14 protein-coding genes are annotated in these 13,948 nt (G+C 59.4%); 9 read left to right on the top strand and 5 right to left on the bottom strand.

What is annotated here, in order from left to right; genetic code table 11:
* Positions 1-220 precede the first annotated feature (220 nt).
* Positions 221-595, bottom strand: a complete 375-nt coding sequence (locus M0D69_RS41355; RefSeq protein ID WP_301787576.1) for a hypothetical protein — start codon at positions 593-595, stop codon at positions 221-223.
* A 607-nt stretch (positions 596-1,202) separates the two neighbouring features.
* Between M0D69_RS41355 and M0D69_RS41350 the strand changes: the two genes are divergently transcribed.
* Together M0D69_RS41350 and flhC are read left to right on the top strand one after the other, a co-directional pair.
* Entirely contained in the window at positions 1,203-1,460 is a 258-nt protein-coding gene (locus M0D69_RS41350; protein WP_301787575.1) for a hypothetical protein, read from the top strand.
* Positions 1,461-1,535: 75 nt separating this feature from the next.
* Positions 1,536-2,195, top strand: coding sequence for a flagellar transcriptional regulator FlhC (gene flhC, locus M0D69_RS41345; RefSeq protein ID WP_301787574.1), 660 nt, complete (start codon positions 1,536-1,538; stop codon positions 2,193-2,195).
* A gap of 84 nt (positions 2,196-2,279) precedes the next feature.
* On the opposite strand, the gene M0D69_RS41340 is transcribed toward flhC, so the two are convergent.
* The 4 genes from M0D69_RS41340 to M0D69_RS41325 all read right to left on the bottom strand — a co-directional run bounded on the left by M0D69_RS41340 (position 2,280) and on the right by M0D69_RS41325 (position 5,632).
* Positions 2,280-2,930: a hypothetical protein gene (locus tag M0D69_RS41340; RefSeq protein ID WP_301787573.1), complete on the bottom strand. Its 651-nt coding sequence runs from the start codon at positions 2,928-2,930 to the stop codon at positions 2,280-2,282.
* A 160-nt stretch (positions 2,931-3,090) separates the two neighbouring features.
* Entirely contained in the window at positions 3,091-3,807 is a 717-nt protein-coding gene (locus tag M0D69_RS41335; RefSeq protein ID WP_301787572.1) for a hypothetical protein, read from the bottom strand.
* A 347-nt stretch (positions 3,808-4,154) separates the two neighbouring features.
* Positions 4,155-4,562 (bottom strand): nuclear transport factor 2 family protein, encoded by a 408-nt coding sequence (locus M0D69_RS41330; protein WP_301787571.1) that lies wholly within the window; start codon positions 4,560-4,562, stop codon positions 4,155-4,157.
* Positions 4,563-4,741: 179 nt separating this feature from the next.
* The gene (locus M0D69_RS41325; RefSeq protein WP_301787570.1) at positions 4,742-5,632 is read right to left on the bottom strand and encodes a LysR family transcriptional regulator; all 891 of its coding nucleotides are present in this window, start codon (positions 5,630-5,632) and stop codon (positions 4,742-4,744) included.
* Positions 5,633-5,729: 97 nt separating this feature from the next.
* On the opposite strand from M0D69_RS41325, the gene M0D69_RS41320 reads away from it, so the two are divergent.
* From M0D69_RS41320 to M0D69_RS41290, 7 genes are all read left to right on the top strand, one after another.
* Positions 5,730-6,512: an HpcH/HpaI aldolase/citrate lyase family protein gene (locus M0D69_RS41320; RefSeq protein ID WP_301787569.1), complete on the top strand. Its 783-nt coding sequence runs from the start codon at positions 5,730-5,732 to the stop codon at positions 6,510-6,512.
* Positions 6,513-6,546: 34 nt separating this feature from the next.
* Positions 6,547-7,425, top strand: a complete 879-nt coding sequence (locus M0D69_RS41315; protein ID WP_301787568.1) for an amidohydrolase — start codon at positions 6,547-6,549, stop codon at positions 7,423-7,425.
* A 24-nt stretch (positions 7,426-7,449) separates the two neighbouring features.
* Positions 7,450-8,598: a DUF5624 domain-containing protein gene (locus tag M0D69_RS41310; RefSeq protein ID WP_301787567.1), complete on the top strand. Its 1,149-nt coding sequence runs from the start codon at positions 7,450-7,452 to the stop codon at positions 8,596-8,598.
* 94 nt (positions 8,599-8,692) lie between these two features.
* Entirely contained in the window at positions 8,693-10,012 is a 1,320-nt protein-coding gene (locus M0D69_RS41305) for an MFS transporter (RefSeq protein ID WP_301787566.1), read from the top strand.
* Positions 9,999-11,111, top strand: coding sequence for a hypothetical protein (locus M0D69_RS41300; RefSeq protein ID WP_301787565.1), 1,113 nt, complete (start codon positions 9,999-10,001; stop codon positions 11,109-11,111). Before M0D69_RS41305 ends, M0D69_RS41300 begins: the two co-directional genes overlap by 14 nt.
* 187 nt (positions 11,112-11,298) lie before the next feature.
* Positions 11,299-12,885 carry a carboxylesterase/lipase family protein gene (locus tag M0D69_RS41295; protein ID WP_301787564.1) on the top strand — a complete coding sequence of 529 codons (1,587 nt, stop codon included), beginning with the start codon at positions 11,299-11,301 and terminating at the stop codon, positions 12,883-12,885.
* Positions 12,886-13,141: 256 nt separating this feature from the next.
* Positions 13,142-13,810, top strand: a complete 669-nt coding sequence (locus tag M0D69_RS41290; protein WP_301787563.1) for a c-type cytochrome — start codon at positions 13,142-13,144, stop codon at positions 13,808-13,810.
* The last annotated feature ends 138 nt before the right edge of the window (positions 13,811-13,948 follow it).

Below are 13,948 nucleotides of genomic sequence, written 5' to 3'. Positions count from 1 at the left end.
ACGCACAGTGGCTAATAGTGATAAAAAATACAGCTAACTCACGCAGACCACTAACAACGAAAGCACCACCCCGGCATCGACCCTCGACCGCCCAACCCCGTCCACCGGCGCGAGCGAAACCCACCTGGTCAATTTCGCAACAGCTTCTAAGGCCAGGCAGCTTAGTGTGTCTGTCTACGATGGGTTAAGCGCCACTCTGATCGCGCACAGCATGTGCCCTTCACGGAGCGGAAGGGCGTTTGGCCAGTGTGCCCAGGTCCTCATCCAGGCTCGTGCGAATGGTCGTTATCGCCTGGTCCACATTAGCCGGCCGTAGCAGGTTACGCGCCAGCGCCTCATAGACGTACTGGCGAACCGCCGGCACCTGCGTCTTTAGCAAAACGTCGTGATAGATCTCCCTCATTTCGCTTTCGCGGCCGCTTAGGTCGTACAGCCTTTGTAAATGTTCGAGATCATTGACCACGGCAAAGCTCGGTCCGAAACCTTCGTGACTTGAATGACCTTCGTCCATGCCGGACGAGCTTTGGGCGAATGCGCTGCAGGCACCGGTAGCCAGGACGCTTACGAGCAGGAGAGTTTGGGTAAGTTGTTTCATGGTTATCGAGTAGGGCTGCCAGAAAGAAGAGGTCGATGAGAGAACGGCAACAAAACCTCACCCTCTGTGGGTAACGAACTGTGCAGCGGTCCTGATCGTCCTGACGGACGCCGGGCCGATACGGTAGCGCCAAGGCTCAAGCGACCTCCATGGACGTCAGCGTTAGTCGTGAAGCCGACGCTAGCCGCAGGCAATTCATACGATCAATAGCTCGAAGAGAGCGGGGTGCATGATCGCGCTGAGCGACGTGCCGGCTGACTTGCATGAATCGACTCCTGAGAGTGAAGAGGGCATGGTTGCGATTAAATCGCCCTCACGCGGTACTTCGTTCATTCGCAGGGTTATGATTGCGCACTTCGGCAAACGGTGAAGCGGCGAGTAACATGCGCGTCCCGCAAGTCCTTCCTAAATCTTATAAAGAATTTCGTCGCATTTATTAAGGCGGTCGAACTAAGGGCATTTCCATTTGAAAGAGTAAGAAGCTTAAGGAAAGGTTCGGTAATCGTTAGGGCAAAGCCTTGTCTTTTCCATGCAATTTACTTGAGCAGAAAAGAGGATCATTCGTTCTGGGACGTGTCGTTGTCTATACGATGCAACGCTTTTCCCAATGTCCTCGTCAAACGATCAATTCATCGACGATATTTTTATTGAGCTCTGTAAAATTCGCGGAGGGGGAAGCATGTTGCTGATCGGCTGTGTAGTTGGTTTTATGTCTGGCGTTCTGCTGATGTTTTTTCTCCTTGGACTTCGGGTGCCTGAAGATCGGCCGGACGACATCGCCGGCAGTCTGATTACGCACACTCCGGCTAAAGCGCGTACATTGCGTGACCCGGTGTTTTGGGGAGTGCGCGGTTCCCGCGCCTGAAGACCTGGCTCAGTGTTATAGCGCTGGCCGATGCATCAGTCGGGCGGTTTGTACAAGAGGAAGGGGAATATGCCAATGGCAAAAAAAAGCATAACTGAAGACGCTCAAGACGTGATGCGGGCGGCCGTCCTGATCGAACTCGGTGCTCGCATACAAGTGCTTGAAAGCGAGGTCAACCTCTCCCGCGACCGCATGATTCGCCTTTATCAGGAAGTCAAAGGCGTGTCGCCGCCGAAGGGTATGCTGCCGTTCTCGGTCGACTGGTTCATGACGTGGTCGCCGAACATCCATGCATCCCTTTTCTACAACATCTATCTGTTCCTGAAGGATCTCGCGGGCTGTTCGCGTTTCGACGCGTTGACGAAGGGCTATAAGCTCTATCTCGAACATTGCGAGCGTCACGGCAGCTATGTCATGTTGAGCTTCACGCGTGCCTGGACGCTCGTGCGTTTCTTCGACGCCGGCATCCTGCAGTTGACGCGGTGCTGTAACTGCACAGGCAAGTTCGTCACCCGCAAGCAGGACTCCGCGCACGGTGCTGTGTGCGGCAGTTGCCAACCGCCGTCGCGTGCCGGCAAGAGCACCAAGGCGGTTCCACGCATCACGGAAGATGAAGCGGTGGAGGAATGCACGATCGCCCAGTCAGTCGCCGGAGAAGAGTTCAGTTCAACCTTATCCAGTAGCGTGGGCGTGTTGCCGGAGCAGTGCGAAGCCCCATGCGGGCAGGCTGCCTAAAAGAATATGCGGGTCCGGGATTGTTCTACCGGACTCGTGATGAGATCGCGGCTTCCTCCCGCGCCTCAGGACTTCATCCTTCCTTCAGTCCTTTGCTGCAACCACCATCTTGTCGATGAGTGCCGACACCTTGGTAGTCGTGCTCGCGTAGCGGTCGAGCTTCGCCCCGCTGGTCAGGTAGCTGGCAGCAATAACGATCTTGCCGCGCTGGATCAACGTGAGATTGATGGCGGAGAGGTACTGGGTGTATCCCTCGGTGAACGAGCGATGACCCCAATCCGTGGCCGCGCTGTACACAAGTGTCGCTTCGCAGCTCGACGGTGAATTCCCCGCACCATAGACGGTCGACTCCACCCCGCGTTTATGCAGCGCGTATTGCAACGCGGGGACGAAGTCGCCAACGGAGACCATCGAATTCCACTCGATGCAAACAGCATGGACCGACGCCTGATCGCCATTGATGGCGGTAGGAGAAGAGTGGTTCGACGCAACGCTTATACCGGCTTGCACGACCGACCCGGCTGCATCGACGGCGGTTATTACCGTCCATGCACAACCGGATAACGAGCACGGGCTGATCGTCGCGCAGATGATCGACGCAATACGCAGGGATCTCTTAACCCGGGAGGCCACGAGCCCCATAGGTTTCAGGATGTTTGTCATGCCGGGACGAGTGGAGGGTTCGACAATAGCCGAACCGTATCCTCCGGTTCCGCATTCGATCGAGCTATCCATAACGCCACCACTCCTGATTGATCCATAACTCCATGGTTGCTCATTTCAACAAACGGTGAAACGGCAAGCAACAGAGCGCTCCCGCAAGTCCTTTCGGAGTCTTTCCATGGATGTCGAAAAACCGTTCAGCCAGCTTAAGAGAGGCGTCCGTCAACGCCTCTCAGCTTGCATCCACGCTGCTGGTCCGCCATTGCTGGTCGACCGACTTGACCCAGGCATCGGACGCTTTCAGCAGATAGACGAGCGTGGCGTTACGCGTGGCCGGCAAGAAACGCAAGGTGATCGAGCTCACCGCGTTTTCCCATTCGTAGACGGGTAGCGTGCCGCTGGTCGATGCAGAAGGTTGAACGTTCGCCCGCGGTGCGCCATAGCGGTCTGCAAGAGCGTGGCGCAAATCGGCCGCAGTGCCTTCGTCTATGACGAAGGACATCTCATACAAGCGGAAGGTGGCCTGTCCGCTGACTCGGGCGAAACGCAGCATGTGGTCCTGCGCCGGCACGCCGTCGACTACGGCCTGCGATACAGTCCAGACATTCGCTTGTTGATGCGCCCAGCGGCAAGCCACCGTCAGGCTCTCGCGCGTCTTCAGGCTCATGCCGAGCGAGCCGGCTATCACGTCGGTCTCGCAGACCGGCACGCTGTCGACAGGCGTGGCGCGTACGGTCGCGCCTGCCTGGAACTCGTCCAGTGTCATGCCGAGCGAGATGCCGCGAAACGCGAACGGCGCTTCCCGGGCGCGTCTTCTCATGTCGGCGGCCTTGCTCTTCATGGCGCCCGGATCGCGCATCGTCGGGTCAGCATGAACGGCGACAAAAGGAGTGAGCGACAGCACCCCGGTAACCAGCACAAGCGCGCAGAGACACAGTTGGGGTTTCATGACTCAGTCGATCGCCGGCGCAAACGTTGCCGAAGGCGAACAAAGCCAGGTAAAAAAGCGGACAGGTTCTGGATTGCCGTGATGGGTCATGATAAGCCTCGCGTAGCGCGTTGATTCCCAGTCTCGATTCGACACCGCGCATCGAAGCCCCGGGCTTGGCGGGATCGAGGCGCGGCGAAGCGTATTTCGTATCGAATCATCGCACCGGGTATGGGTGTGCGATATGAGAAGGAGTGCGCGGTTTCCCGCAGTGCTTACGACCTGTTTCCGCCGATTACCAATTTTTCATCCGGGGCTCGCCGCGTTTATCGAATAGGCAAAGGTCGAGCCTTGGCAAGACCACCGCCCTAGAACATCGTGTTGTCGTTGGCCGCGTGCTCGGGCACCGGTTGGATGACGTCCCAATGCTCCGCAATCTTGCCGTGATCGACGCGGAAGATATCGACGATGGCATTCCCTCGATCCTGCGGATTGCTGGTCGAATGAACGTGAAGGAAAACGAGATCGCCATCGGCCGCGCTGCGCACGATCATGGAACGTGCTTCAGGGTTTGCTTTGAAGCGCTCTGTAAAGAAACTGATAAACGGCGCTGACCCACTAGGCACGCGCGGGTTGTGCTGGATGTAATTCGGCGCGAGCACGGTGCTGGCGATACCAAGATCGTGCTGGTTGAATACGGTGTCGTAGAAGTGCACGACCAGCGCGCGATTGTTTTCTTCCTGGGCGAGATCCCGTGCGCTTGTACGAGCCGGCATGGCGCTATCTTCGGCGTAGGCGGCATGGCTCGCGACAATGGCAAGAAGTGCCGTAGCAGCAAGTGCACGGCGTAGGAGGGATGGTTTAAGCGGCGTGGAGGTCATGTCTTGTGGTGATATCCGTCGGGTGGGAGATCGCTGGCTATCGTCACTATATATGTGCGCTCCACTCAGCAGCGTTATCGCAGAGCGAGCGCCAGTTCCACGAACTGCTGGACGCGTGAATTGACGTCGCCGTGACGATGAGCAATGTAAAGCGTCGTCTTGGTATCGTCGTCGTCGAGTTCCCTGAACACGACACCCGGTATTGCGATGGCCTTCAGCGTAGCCGGCACCAGCGCGATCCCGAGGCCCGTTGCCGTCAGGCCGATCAGCGTCGATGCCTGCTGCGCTTCCTGAACCACATAAGGTTCAAAGCCGCGCTTCGCACATAACGCTACCGTCTGCTCGTGCACGGCTACACCCGCTTGCCGGGGATAGGCGATAAACGGCTCGCTGCGCAGATCTGCAAGTCTGATGGACGTGGCCTTGGTTAGCGGATGTGCCGCATGCATCGCGAGCAGCAACGGCTCTTCGAGCAGCGGCGTAAATACCAGGTTCGAGGGCAGCGGCATGGAGAGCGGCAGGCGCAGCAGTCCGACGTCGAGCTCGCGTGCATCGAGCTGTTCGATTTGCTGCGACGAAGACAACTCATGCAGCCCGATCTGCACGTTCGGCCGTTGCGTGCGGTATGCGTGAATCAGCCGCGGAAAAAGCGGCGACAGCGACGACGCATTCGTAAAACCAAGCCGCAGCCGGCCGACCTGTCCGCTAACCGTCTGCCAGACATTTTCCTTAGCGAGGTCGATACGCGCGAGGATGAGCTTGGCATCGTTCATCAGGGAAAACCCGGCCTCGGTCAGCGCAACCGTGCGGCTCGTCCGATGAAAGAGGCGTGCGCCAAGTTCGGTTTCGAGCGCCTGGATCGCAAGGCTTAAAGGCGCTTGCGTGATGCCAAGCCGCTCGGCGCTACGCCGGAAATGCAATTCCTCGGCGAGCACGACGAAATACTCCAGATGCCTGACTTGCATTGATTGTCTCTATGAATCAATAGGATTTTCCAGAGAATAAATCAGAATGGATTCTGAGGAGATACTTCTTCAGAAGCCAATAACGGATGGAGACAAGATGAATGGCATCGAACTGACTGAGCGCCTGCGGGCTGGCCTTCCCGTCTACGCGCTCGGTATCCGCGCGTCGCGAACCACTGATGTGGTGCGCTGGGCGAAAGCGACCGGCTACGACACCATCTGGATCGACATGGAACACAGCACGCTACCTGTCGATACCGTCGCACAGCTGTGCTCATGTGCAGTCGATCTCGGCTTGACGCCTTGGGTGCGGGTTCCTGAGCGCGATTACGGCACGATCAATCGCGTGCTCGATGGCGGCGCGCTCGGCATCATCATCGCGCGGGTGGAAACGGCTGCGCAAGCAAGAGACGTGGTCACGGCAACGCGTTTCCCGCCGCAGGGACAGCGCTCGCAACTCGCGACGCTGCCTTATGTGAACTTCGAGAAGTTGCACGCCCGCGAACTCAATCAAACGCTCAACAACGCCACCGCAATCAAGGTGCTGATCGAAAGCCGCGCGGGCGTGGAGGCGGCGGATGCGATTGCGGCGGTCGAAGGCGTGGATATTCTCGCGATCGGCTGTAATGACCTGAGTGCGGACCTGGGACACACCGGCGAGTCCACGCATCCTGAAGTGGTGGAGGCATGCCGGCGCGTGATTGCCGCTGCCCACCGTTTCGGCAAGGTCGCGATCGTTGGCGGCATGCCGGATAGCGGCGCGTTGACGAGCCTTCGAAAGGAGGGCGCCGCGCCGTTCATCTTTGCGGGCATCGATACCGATCTGTTCCTCAACGCGCTGCGTCAGCGGATGGAGAGCAGCCGCGCCGCATTCCTTTAAGCCCCCTCAAATCAATTATTCACGACACATTGTCATGGCCGAAACTCCGCTGATTTCCACCCCGATGCGTGCATCCGACACGCTGTCACGCCCCGCCTTCGAGATGCCCGCCCATGCCTGCGACGCGCACATGCACGCGTTCGGTCCCGAGGCACTGTATCCGCATGTAGAGCATCCGCATTACACGTTGCCCGACGGCAAGCTCGGCTATTACTTGCAGTTGATGAACGTGCTTCAACTCGAACGATTCGTGATCGTGCAGCCGAGCTTTTACGGCACGGATAACCGCTGCCTGATCGACACCCTGAATGCTGCCGGACCGATTGCGCGCGGCGTTGTCATGATCGACGAGGACGCCGGCGCAGTCGCGCTCGATCGTTACCACCGGGCGGGCGTTCGTGCTGTGCGGCTCGACTTGTTTGCACGTTCGGCGTTGCCTACCGAGGAGATCCAGCAGTACATCACTCGCATGGCGAGGTTATGCACGAGCATGGGCTGGCATGTCCAGTTCTACGCGCCGGGATGGGTCGTGCGTAACCTGATTCCATTCCTCGCCGACGTGCAATCGGATTTCGTTATCGATCACATGGGGTACATGCTTGAAGAGGATGGTCTAACGCCAGCGGATTTCGAGCGTCTGTTAAACCTGCTCAAGGATAGCAACTGCTGGCTCAAGCTCAGCGCACCGTACCGGATCGCGAAGCACCGAGGTTACGATGCCGTCGCGCCGATGGCGCAGAAGATCGTTGAAGCGGCGCCGCACAAGGTGATCTGGGGCTCTGACTGGCCGCACATTCCCGACTCGACCCGCGACACTGGCGAGCTGCTCAACCTGCTTGGCGCGTGGACGGAAGACCCCGCGGTTCGCCAGATGATCCTCGCCGATAACCCCGCGCGGCTGTTCGACTATTGACATGCATCACGGAGTCTTCGCACGATGACTTATCAACCGCATCCCGCCTTTGCCGAGCTGTTCCGCGCTTTTACATCGGACCCGGCCAGCATCGGCAACCAGTTGACGCAACAGATGATGCAGCGCGAGGCGGACACGCCACTGCTGGTATCGACCGCTTCGGACGTCGCACTGTTTCCCGGCGGCGGGCGCCCGGCATTGATCGAGAGCTTTCGCAAATCGACGCGGGGTTTCATCGAATTGACGGCTGTATCGCATCTGCCGCTCGCGATAGCCTACCTCGCGCGGATGCGCGAGCTCGCGCCGCAGGACAACGCATGGCAGCACGACGCCGCGAAGTTGATGGTTCATGCGCGCAAGACACGCGGGGCCAATTCGCCGGCGTTATGGCGCGACGAGATCGCGGTCCAGAGTCTGGCGGGCTTCGACGTCCAGCTCGCGAATCTGGTCGACTACACCTGCGGCACGACGATCGATTTGCTCGAGCGTGCAGCGGACGAACCCTCGCTGGTGACGTTCGATTCGTTGCGCGATCGCTACTTCGCACCGCTGGATCCGGACAAGGTGCCGGTGCCCATGAACGACGTGATGTTCGCAACGTTTGGTCTCGCGTTCCTGGATATCGTCTATCGGATCGGCAACTGGCTGCGCGCGCAGGAGTTCGACTGGTCGCGCCTGATGGTGCTGGTCAGCGGCCGATCGGGCCGCCCGACGGCCGGTGCGACCTGGGCGACCAACAACATGTGCCATCTGATCTGGCGCGTTTCCGGGGGTGCGTTGCCGCCGGAACGCTTGTTCGTGGCCCCTCATGCACCGTCATTCTCGGTGGCCGAGTTGCCCGATGCCGCTGGTCTGGTCGCGCTGGAAAACACGTACCGGATGTTATGGCTGAACACGCGCGCGAGCATTGACGTTGCGCGTAAATTGTTTCCGGATCATCCCGGGTATCGTTTCGAACCGGCAGCCGCCGAGCAGATGCCGCCGATCACGTCGGTGAACGACCGGGACGCGACTACCGCGCGTCTCAGACGCATCATGGAAGACCCGACGCAACTGTTGTCGAACTGCGTGGCCGACTACATTGTCGATCAGTTGCAGGACAACGGGAATCGCCCGGACCGGGTAGAGATTCCCGGCTTCACGAACGTGACGTATCCGGGGCCATGGAGTTAATGACGCAGCAACAGCAGCACGCAGCGAGACGTTGGCACAACAGGGCGGTGATGCCGATTTATATAGAAAGCCCGCATACAGGAGACGTTACATCATGAATCATCTTGAAGCTGGACCCTCTGGCGGGGCCGTGCGTTCGGTCATCAGCATCACGCTTGTCTGCTTCGCGGTGTCGATGATAGATGGATTCGACACGCTGATGCTGTCGTTCGTCGCCCCGCTTTTGGCGAAGTCATTGCAGATCGACCATGCCTCGCTCGGTCGCGTGTTCGGTGCGGGTTTTGTCGGCACGGTATTGGGCTCGCTGATCATCGGCCCGCTTGCGGACCGCTTCGGCCGCAGGAAAATGCTGGTGCTGGCATTGGTCGTGACCGGCGGGTTCACGCTCGCTTGCGCGTTCGCCAGTTCGGCGGGTGCGCTCGCTGCATTGCGGTTTCTCGGTGGCCTTGGGATGGGTGGCGCGATTCCCCCGATAGCCGCGATTACGGCCGAAAGCGCTTCGTCCGAGCGGCGCTCGTCTCTGGTGATCCTCATGTTTATCGGCTTCCCGCTCGGTGCGGTAGTTGGTGGCGCGATCACGGCTGCGCTGATGATGAAGTTCGGCTGGCCGTTCGTGTTCCTGATGGGTGGATCGTGCGCGCTCGCCGCAATTATCCCGGTCCTGCTCGTGATTCCGGCCACCACGCCGGCAGAGGCAACGATCAAACCGGATGGGCAAGCAAGCGAGGGTTTCGTCGGCAATATGCTGGGCCGGTTCGTAGGCAACCTGTTCGCCGAAGGACGTTTCGCTGCGACCTTCGCGCTTTGGTTCGGCGTGCTCGCCAGCATGATCCTGTCGGGCTTCCTGGTGAGCTTCATGCCGACCATCCTCAACCTCAACGGCGTGGCGCCCGACCGGGCGGCGCTGGGTGCGGTCGTGATCAATGTCGGTGCGATCGTTGGTGCGTTGCTGATCTCGCTGATCGTGAGGCGAGGCGCGCCATTCGTCGCGGTGGCCGTGGCTTTTGTCGCCGGGGCCGCGATGGTCTTCACGCTCGGCCGGGTGATCGGCGCGGGCAACGCGGCCTTCGGCTTGCTGTTCCTCGTGGGCGCATGCGTTGTCGGCGGGCAGCTCACTTTCCCGGCGATTGCCAGTTGCCTCTTTCCTACCGGCGTACGCGCAGCGGGCGTGGGCTGGACGCTGGCCATCGGGCGCACCGGGTCGATCATCGGTCCGGTGGTCGGGGGCATTCTGCTTGCGCAGAACTGGTCGCTCGGCCACTTGTTCCTGGCAGCGGCGCTGCTGGCGTTGTTCGCGGCGCTCGGCATCATGCTGGCCAATCTATGGCGCCCGCGCGGCGACGACACCGTGCGCCACAAGCCGTTCACGAAGTTCATGATGACTGGATCGGAGGTTAGCGATGGTAAGCACTGAGACGCTTGTTCCACTTCTTAAGCCCGTCCAGACGCTAGCGACTAGCGGCGCGCGTGCAGTCGAAGTCTTCAACACGGACCGCCAGCTCTTCGCCATCATTGCGCAACTGGCGCGCGATATCCCCGGACAGGCGCCTGGAATGAACGCGGGCGACAGCGACATCGATGCGTTGATCTATCGCTGGGAAGCGGGGCGGCTCGTCGAACACGATGCACTGCCGATGCCGGGCGGCGAGGACGCAGAGTACTTCGAGATCGGCGAGCGGCGGTTTCTCGCGACCTTGGGAGTGCGCTCCGGCAGCGGTCCCTATGTGCTCGACGGCGAAGCGGTCTTATACGAACGCGACGACAACCAGTGGACACCATTTCAGCGCTTCCCGACCTTCGCCGGCAAACAGTGGCGCTTTTTCTCCATCGGTGGCAGGCATTTCCTGGCGCTGGCGCAGGGAGTCACAGTCGAGGGCGTGACGCCGAAGAACCCGCGTGAATCCCGCATCTTCGAATGGGATGGAAAACAATTCGGGTTACTACAGATACTCGAAGGACGCTGGGGTTATAACTGGGCGTTCGTTACGTTCGGAGGGCAACACTACCTGGCTTATGCGGACCACGTCAGCGGTTCATCTGTTCATCGCTGGCGGGGCGAACGTTTCGAGGTTATTCAACGCTTCGATGAACCGGGCGGCCGTGCATTCAGCTTCTTCATCGATCAGGATCGGTTGTGGATGGTGCACGCCAACCTGATGGGAGAAACGCGCCTGTTCCTGTTCGATGAAGATCGGGTTCAGTTTGATCCGGTGCAATCGCTGGGCGCGGCAGGCGGTCGCGAACTGTGTCTTGTCGACGGTGCGCGCGGCTTCTATCTCGTGCGTGTGTGCTTCATCACCGGCACCCCGCACGCGCCGCATACGCAACAACAATCGCAGATATTCATGTGGAGAGCGGGCCGCTTCGAACTCGCCGACGAGTTCCCGACATCGGGCGGCACGGATGCGGCCGCCTTCATGGCGGATGGCCAGCGCTACCTGCTGGTCAGCAACAGTCTTGCGGATGACGTGCGCTTTCGTGTTGACAGCGTGCTGTACCGCTTCGACGGCTGAACGCCTAACCGGGGCGCAACGCTTCGGGATAACAGCTTGACTCAACGCTTTTCCTGCTGACCGCCGATCAATGAATGTTGGTCTGGAGCCCACATATCGAGGGGCAGGGTCTTGCTTTGCCTAAAAAAATCGACACGAGAAGGAAACGTAACGAAGAAGTCCATCGGTAATAAATCAGGAGACAACCATGAAAAAGTATCAGCAAAGATCCATTTGGTGGACCATTGCGGCAACGTTGCTGCTGATCGTGGCAGGTTGTGGAGGCGGAAACAGCAATACAGTTAGTGATCCGAATGTAGTCAATACCGCTCAGGGCCAGGCGAAAGGCATTACCGTCAACGGCGTGCACGAATTTCTCGGTCTGCCGTATGCGGCGCCGCCTGTTGGAGCGCTCCGCTGGAAAGCGCCTGCCGCGGCGGCTGCGTATTCGGGTGTCTATGATGCGTCGCATGCCGGATCGGAATGCCTGCAGGGTACGCAGGCCGCTCCGAAGGGCAGCGAAGATTGCCTGTACATGAATGTCTATGTGCCTGGACCGACGACGGCGACGACTCGTTTGCCCGTGCTGTTCTGGATTCATGGCGGTGGATTTATTAACGGATCGGGAATCGCCACGGATGGTTCGGCATTGGCACTCAAGGCAAATGCAGTGGTGGTGACGATCAACTACCGGCTCAATGCATTAGGCTTTCTCGCGCATCCCGCGCTTGCCGCCGAGGACCCGAATGGCGCGGCGGGCAACTATGGGATCATGGATCAGGCTGCGGCGCTGACATGGGTGCAGAAGAACATTGCTGCCTTCAGCGGGGACCCGAAGAACGTGACAATCTTCGGCGATTCGGCGGGCGGCCATTCGGTTTATGTTCAACTTGCATCGCCCGGATCGGCAGGGTTGTTTGCGAAGGCGGTCGCGCAAAGCGGCGACTTCAACCGGGTTCAATCGACGCTGGCGCAAGCTGAAACCAGCAGCACGACGCTGGCGAATAATTGGGGCTGTGGCGCCACCGCAAGTGCGGATTGTCTGCGGCAGCTTCCCGCCGCGACGACGCTGCAAGGCAATCCAAACGCCTGGTACGCAATTGTCGACGGTAAGGTGTTGCCCACCTCGACGTCCCAGGCTTTCGCTGCCGGCACATTCAATCGCGTGCCGTTGATATCGGGTTTCACGCAGGACGAAGGCACGTTTTTCGTCGCAGCGGCCTTCGACGCCCAGGGCAATCCGGTCCAGGCCGCCAACTATACGAACACGATCGCGAGATATCTTGGCGTCGCAGGCACCAGTACGGCCGCGTTGTATCCCCTTAGCCAGTATTCGTCGCCGAGTCAGGCGCTGGCAGCGGCGGATGGCGATTACCGGTTTGTTTGCGCGGCGCTTCAGGACGGCGACAACCTGGCGAAGTTTTCGCCGGCGGTGTACATGTACCGCTTTTCCGATCCTGCGCCGTACAACGTGGGTGGCCTGACTTCCATTTTACCGCCGACCTCGCTGAACTACGGCGCCTTTCATTCGTCCGATCTCGACTACTGGTGGCAACTGATTCCCACTCCCACCACGAATCAGGCGACGCTGTCGAATGCGATGACGGCGGCGCTGTCGGCGTTTGCTCACTCGGGCAATCCGAATACCGGGAGCACGGTCGCGAACTGGCCGGCTTATACGTCTGCGACGCGTCAGATTCTCGACTTCGGTTATCCGGTCTCGAACACGTATGACGCGTACACCGCCCATAATTGTGGCTACTGGTATGGGCAAACGCCAACGCAACACGTGTGAGTTGAAGAGTGACTAAAGAGGCAGCAGGGCCGCGCATCTGGCTGCGATAAAGCGGTCAGCGTGCAGCGGCTTGCTGCGCTCTGTTTAGCTGGCTGGAAAGCGGCCTCGGCGGGTCGGAGATTGTATTAACCGTCGTACCGGTCAACATAACAAACTTGTAATTCGCTCGCCACCTACGCGTCATTCCCACCCCCGCAGAATTTGGCCACAGCATCGTTTGTACGACGCTCGTCAACAAGATACCGGGAAGATGCTTATGTTCGGCTCGCGTTCCACCAAGCTGCTGCACGACGGCTTGTATTTGATTTCAGTTGCGGCGCTCATCGGTTTCGCAAGCGTCTGCTATGCGCAATCCTCAGTCTCCGCACAAGATGCCGCTCCTGGGATGCCCTCGGCTTCGATCACAACGTGCGTAGCGTGTCACGGCGCATTGGGCGCGGGCACAGCAAGCGGTGGACCGCGGCTAGCCGGCAAGGATCCTGACTATCTCGCCCATGCGTTACTCATGTTCAAGGCAGGCACGCGCGCGAGCGCCACCATGCAGGCGGTCGCGCGTGGTCTTTCCGACAGCGACATACACGAGCTTTCGGTGTTTTTTTCGCAGCAGCATCCTCCACTTGCAACGGGCGCTCAGCCGCCGTCGGAGAAGCTCGTGATGGCCGGTAGGCAGCTCGCGGAAATGGGCTCAGGCGCTGACATTCCTGCGTGCTTCAGCTGTCATGCGGCAGGCGGCAAAGGCAATGGTGCGCGCTTTCCGGCTATTGCCGGGGAGCCCGCTGCGTTTGTCGTCGACCGGCTGCACGAATTCCAGGCGCGCGCCAAAGTGAAACCTCCCCCGGCTGGATCGATGACAGCGGTCGCGGCAAAGCTGAACGACACGCAGATCGAAGAGGCAGCAGCTTACCTCTCGGTTATTGGGCCTTGATGATCGAACAGATTCGTTCTCCCTGAAGAATAGCGTGACAGTTCTGTCGATGCGGGAAAAACAACTTCTACCGAATATCCCGCTAATCTTACTGTGTCACAAAGTTTGAGGTCGAATCCGTGTGTGTTTAATGCTTAG

The organism is Caballeronia sp. SEWSISQ10-4 2 (assembly GCF_030464885.1).
Taxonomy (GTDB): domain Bacteria; phylum Pseudomonadota; class Gammaproteobacteria; order Burkholderiales; family Burkholderiaceae; genus Caballeronia.
The sequence above is the reverse complement of the archived record's forward strand: the minus strand, read 5'-3'. Positions and strand labels throughout refer to the sequence as shown.

Excerpts from the sequence above, each read along its gene's own strand:
- M0D69_RS41355 (WP_301787576.1), bottom strand. The coding sequence starts at position 595 with ATGAAACAACTTACCCAAACTCTCCTGCTCGTAAGCGTCCTGGCTACC.
- M0D69_RS41350 (WP_301787575.1), top strand. The coding sequence starts at position 1,203 with ATGTCCTCGTCAAACGATCAATTCATCGACGATATTTTTATTGAGCTC.
- flhC (WP_301787574.1), top strand. The coding sequence starts at position 1,536 with ATGGCAAAAAAAAGCATAACTGAAGACGCTCAAGACGTGATGCGGGCG.
- M0D69_RS41340 (WP_301787573.1), bottom strand. The coding sequence starts at position 2,930 with ATGGATAGCTCGATCGAATGCGGAACCGGAGGATACGGTTCGGCTATT.
- M0D69_RS41335 (WP_301787572.1), bottom strand. The coding sequence starts at position 3,807 with ATGAAACCCCAACTGTGTCTCTGCGCGCTTGTGCTGGTTACCGGGGTG.
- M0D69_RS41330 (WP_301787571.1), bottom strand. The coding sequence starts at position 4,562 with ATGCCGGCTCGTACAAGCGCACGGGATCTCGCCCAGGAAGAAAACAAT.
- M0D69_RS41325 (WP_301787570.1), bottom strand. The coding sequence starts at position 5,632 with ATGCAAGTCAGGCATCTGGAGTATTTCGTCGTGCTCGCCGAGGAATTG.
- M0D69_RS41320 (WP_301787569.1), top strand. The coding sequence starts at position 5,730 with ATGAATGGCATCGAACTGACTGAGCGCCTGCGGGCTGGCCTTCCCGTC.
- M0D69_RS41315 (WP_301787568.1), top strand. The coding sequence starts at position 6,547 with ATGGCCGAAACTCCGCTGATTTCCACCCCGATGCGTGCATCCGACACG.
- M0D69_RS41310 (WP_301787567.1), top strand. The coding sequence starts at position 7,450 with ATGACTTATCAACCGCATCCCGCCTTTGCCGAGCTGTTCCGCGCTTTT.
- M0D69_RS41305 (WP_301787566.1), top strand. The coding sequence starts at position 8,693 with ATGAATCATCTTGAAGCTGGACCCTCTGGCGGGGCCGTGCGTTCGGTC.
- M0D69_RS41300 (WP_301787565.1), top strand. The coding sequence starts at position 9,999 with ATGGTAAGCACTGAGACGCTTGTTCCACTTCTTAAGCCCGTCCAGACG.
- M0D69_RS41295 (WP_301787564.1), top strand. The coding sequence starts at position 11,299 with ATGAAAAAGTATCAGCAAAGATCCATTTGGTGGACCATTGCGGCAACG.
- M0D69_RS41290 (WP_301787563.1), top strand. The coding sequence starts at position 13,142 with ATGTTCGGCTCGCGTTCCACCAAGCTGCTGCACGACGGCTTGTATTTG.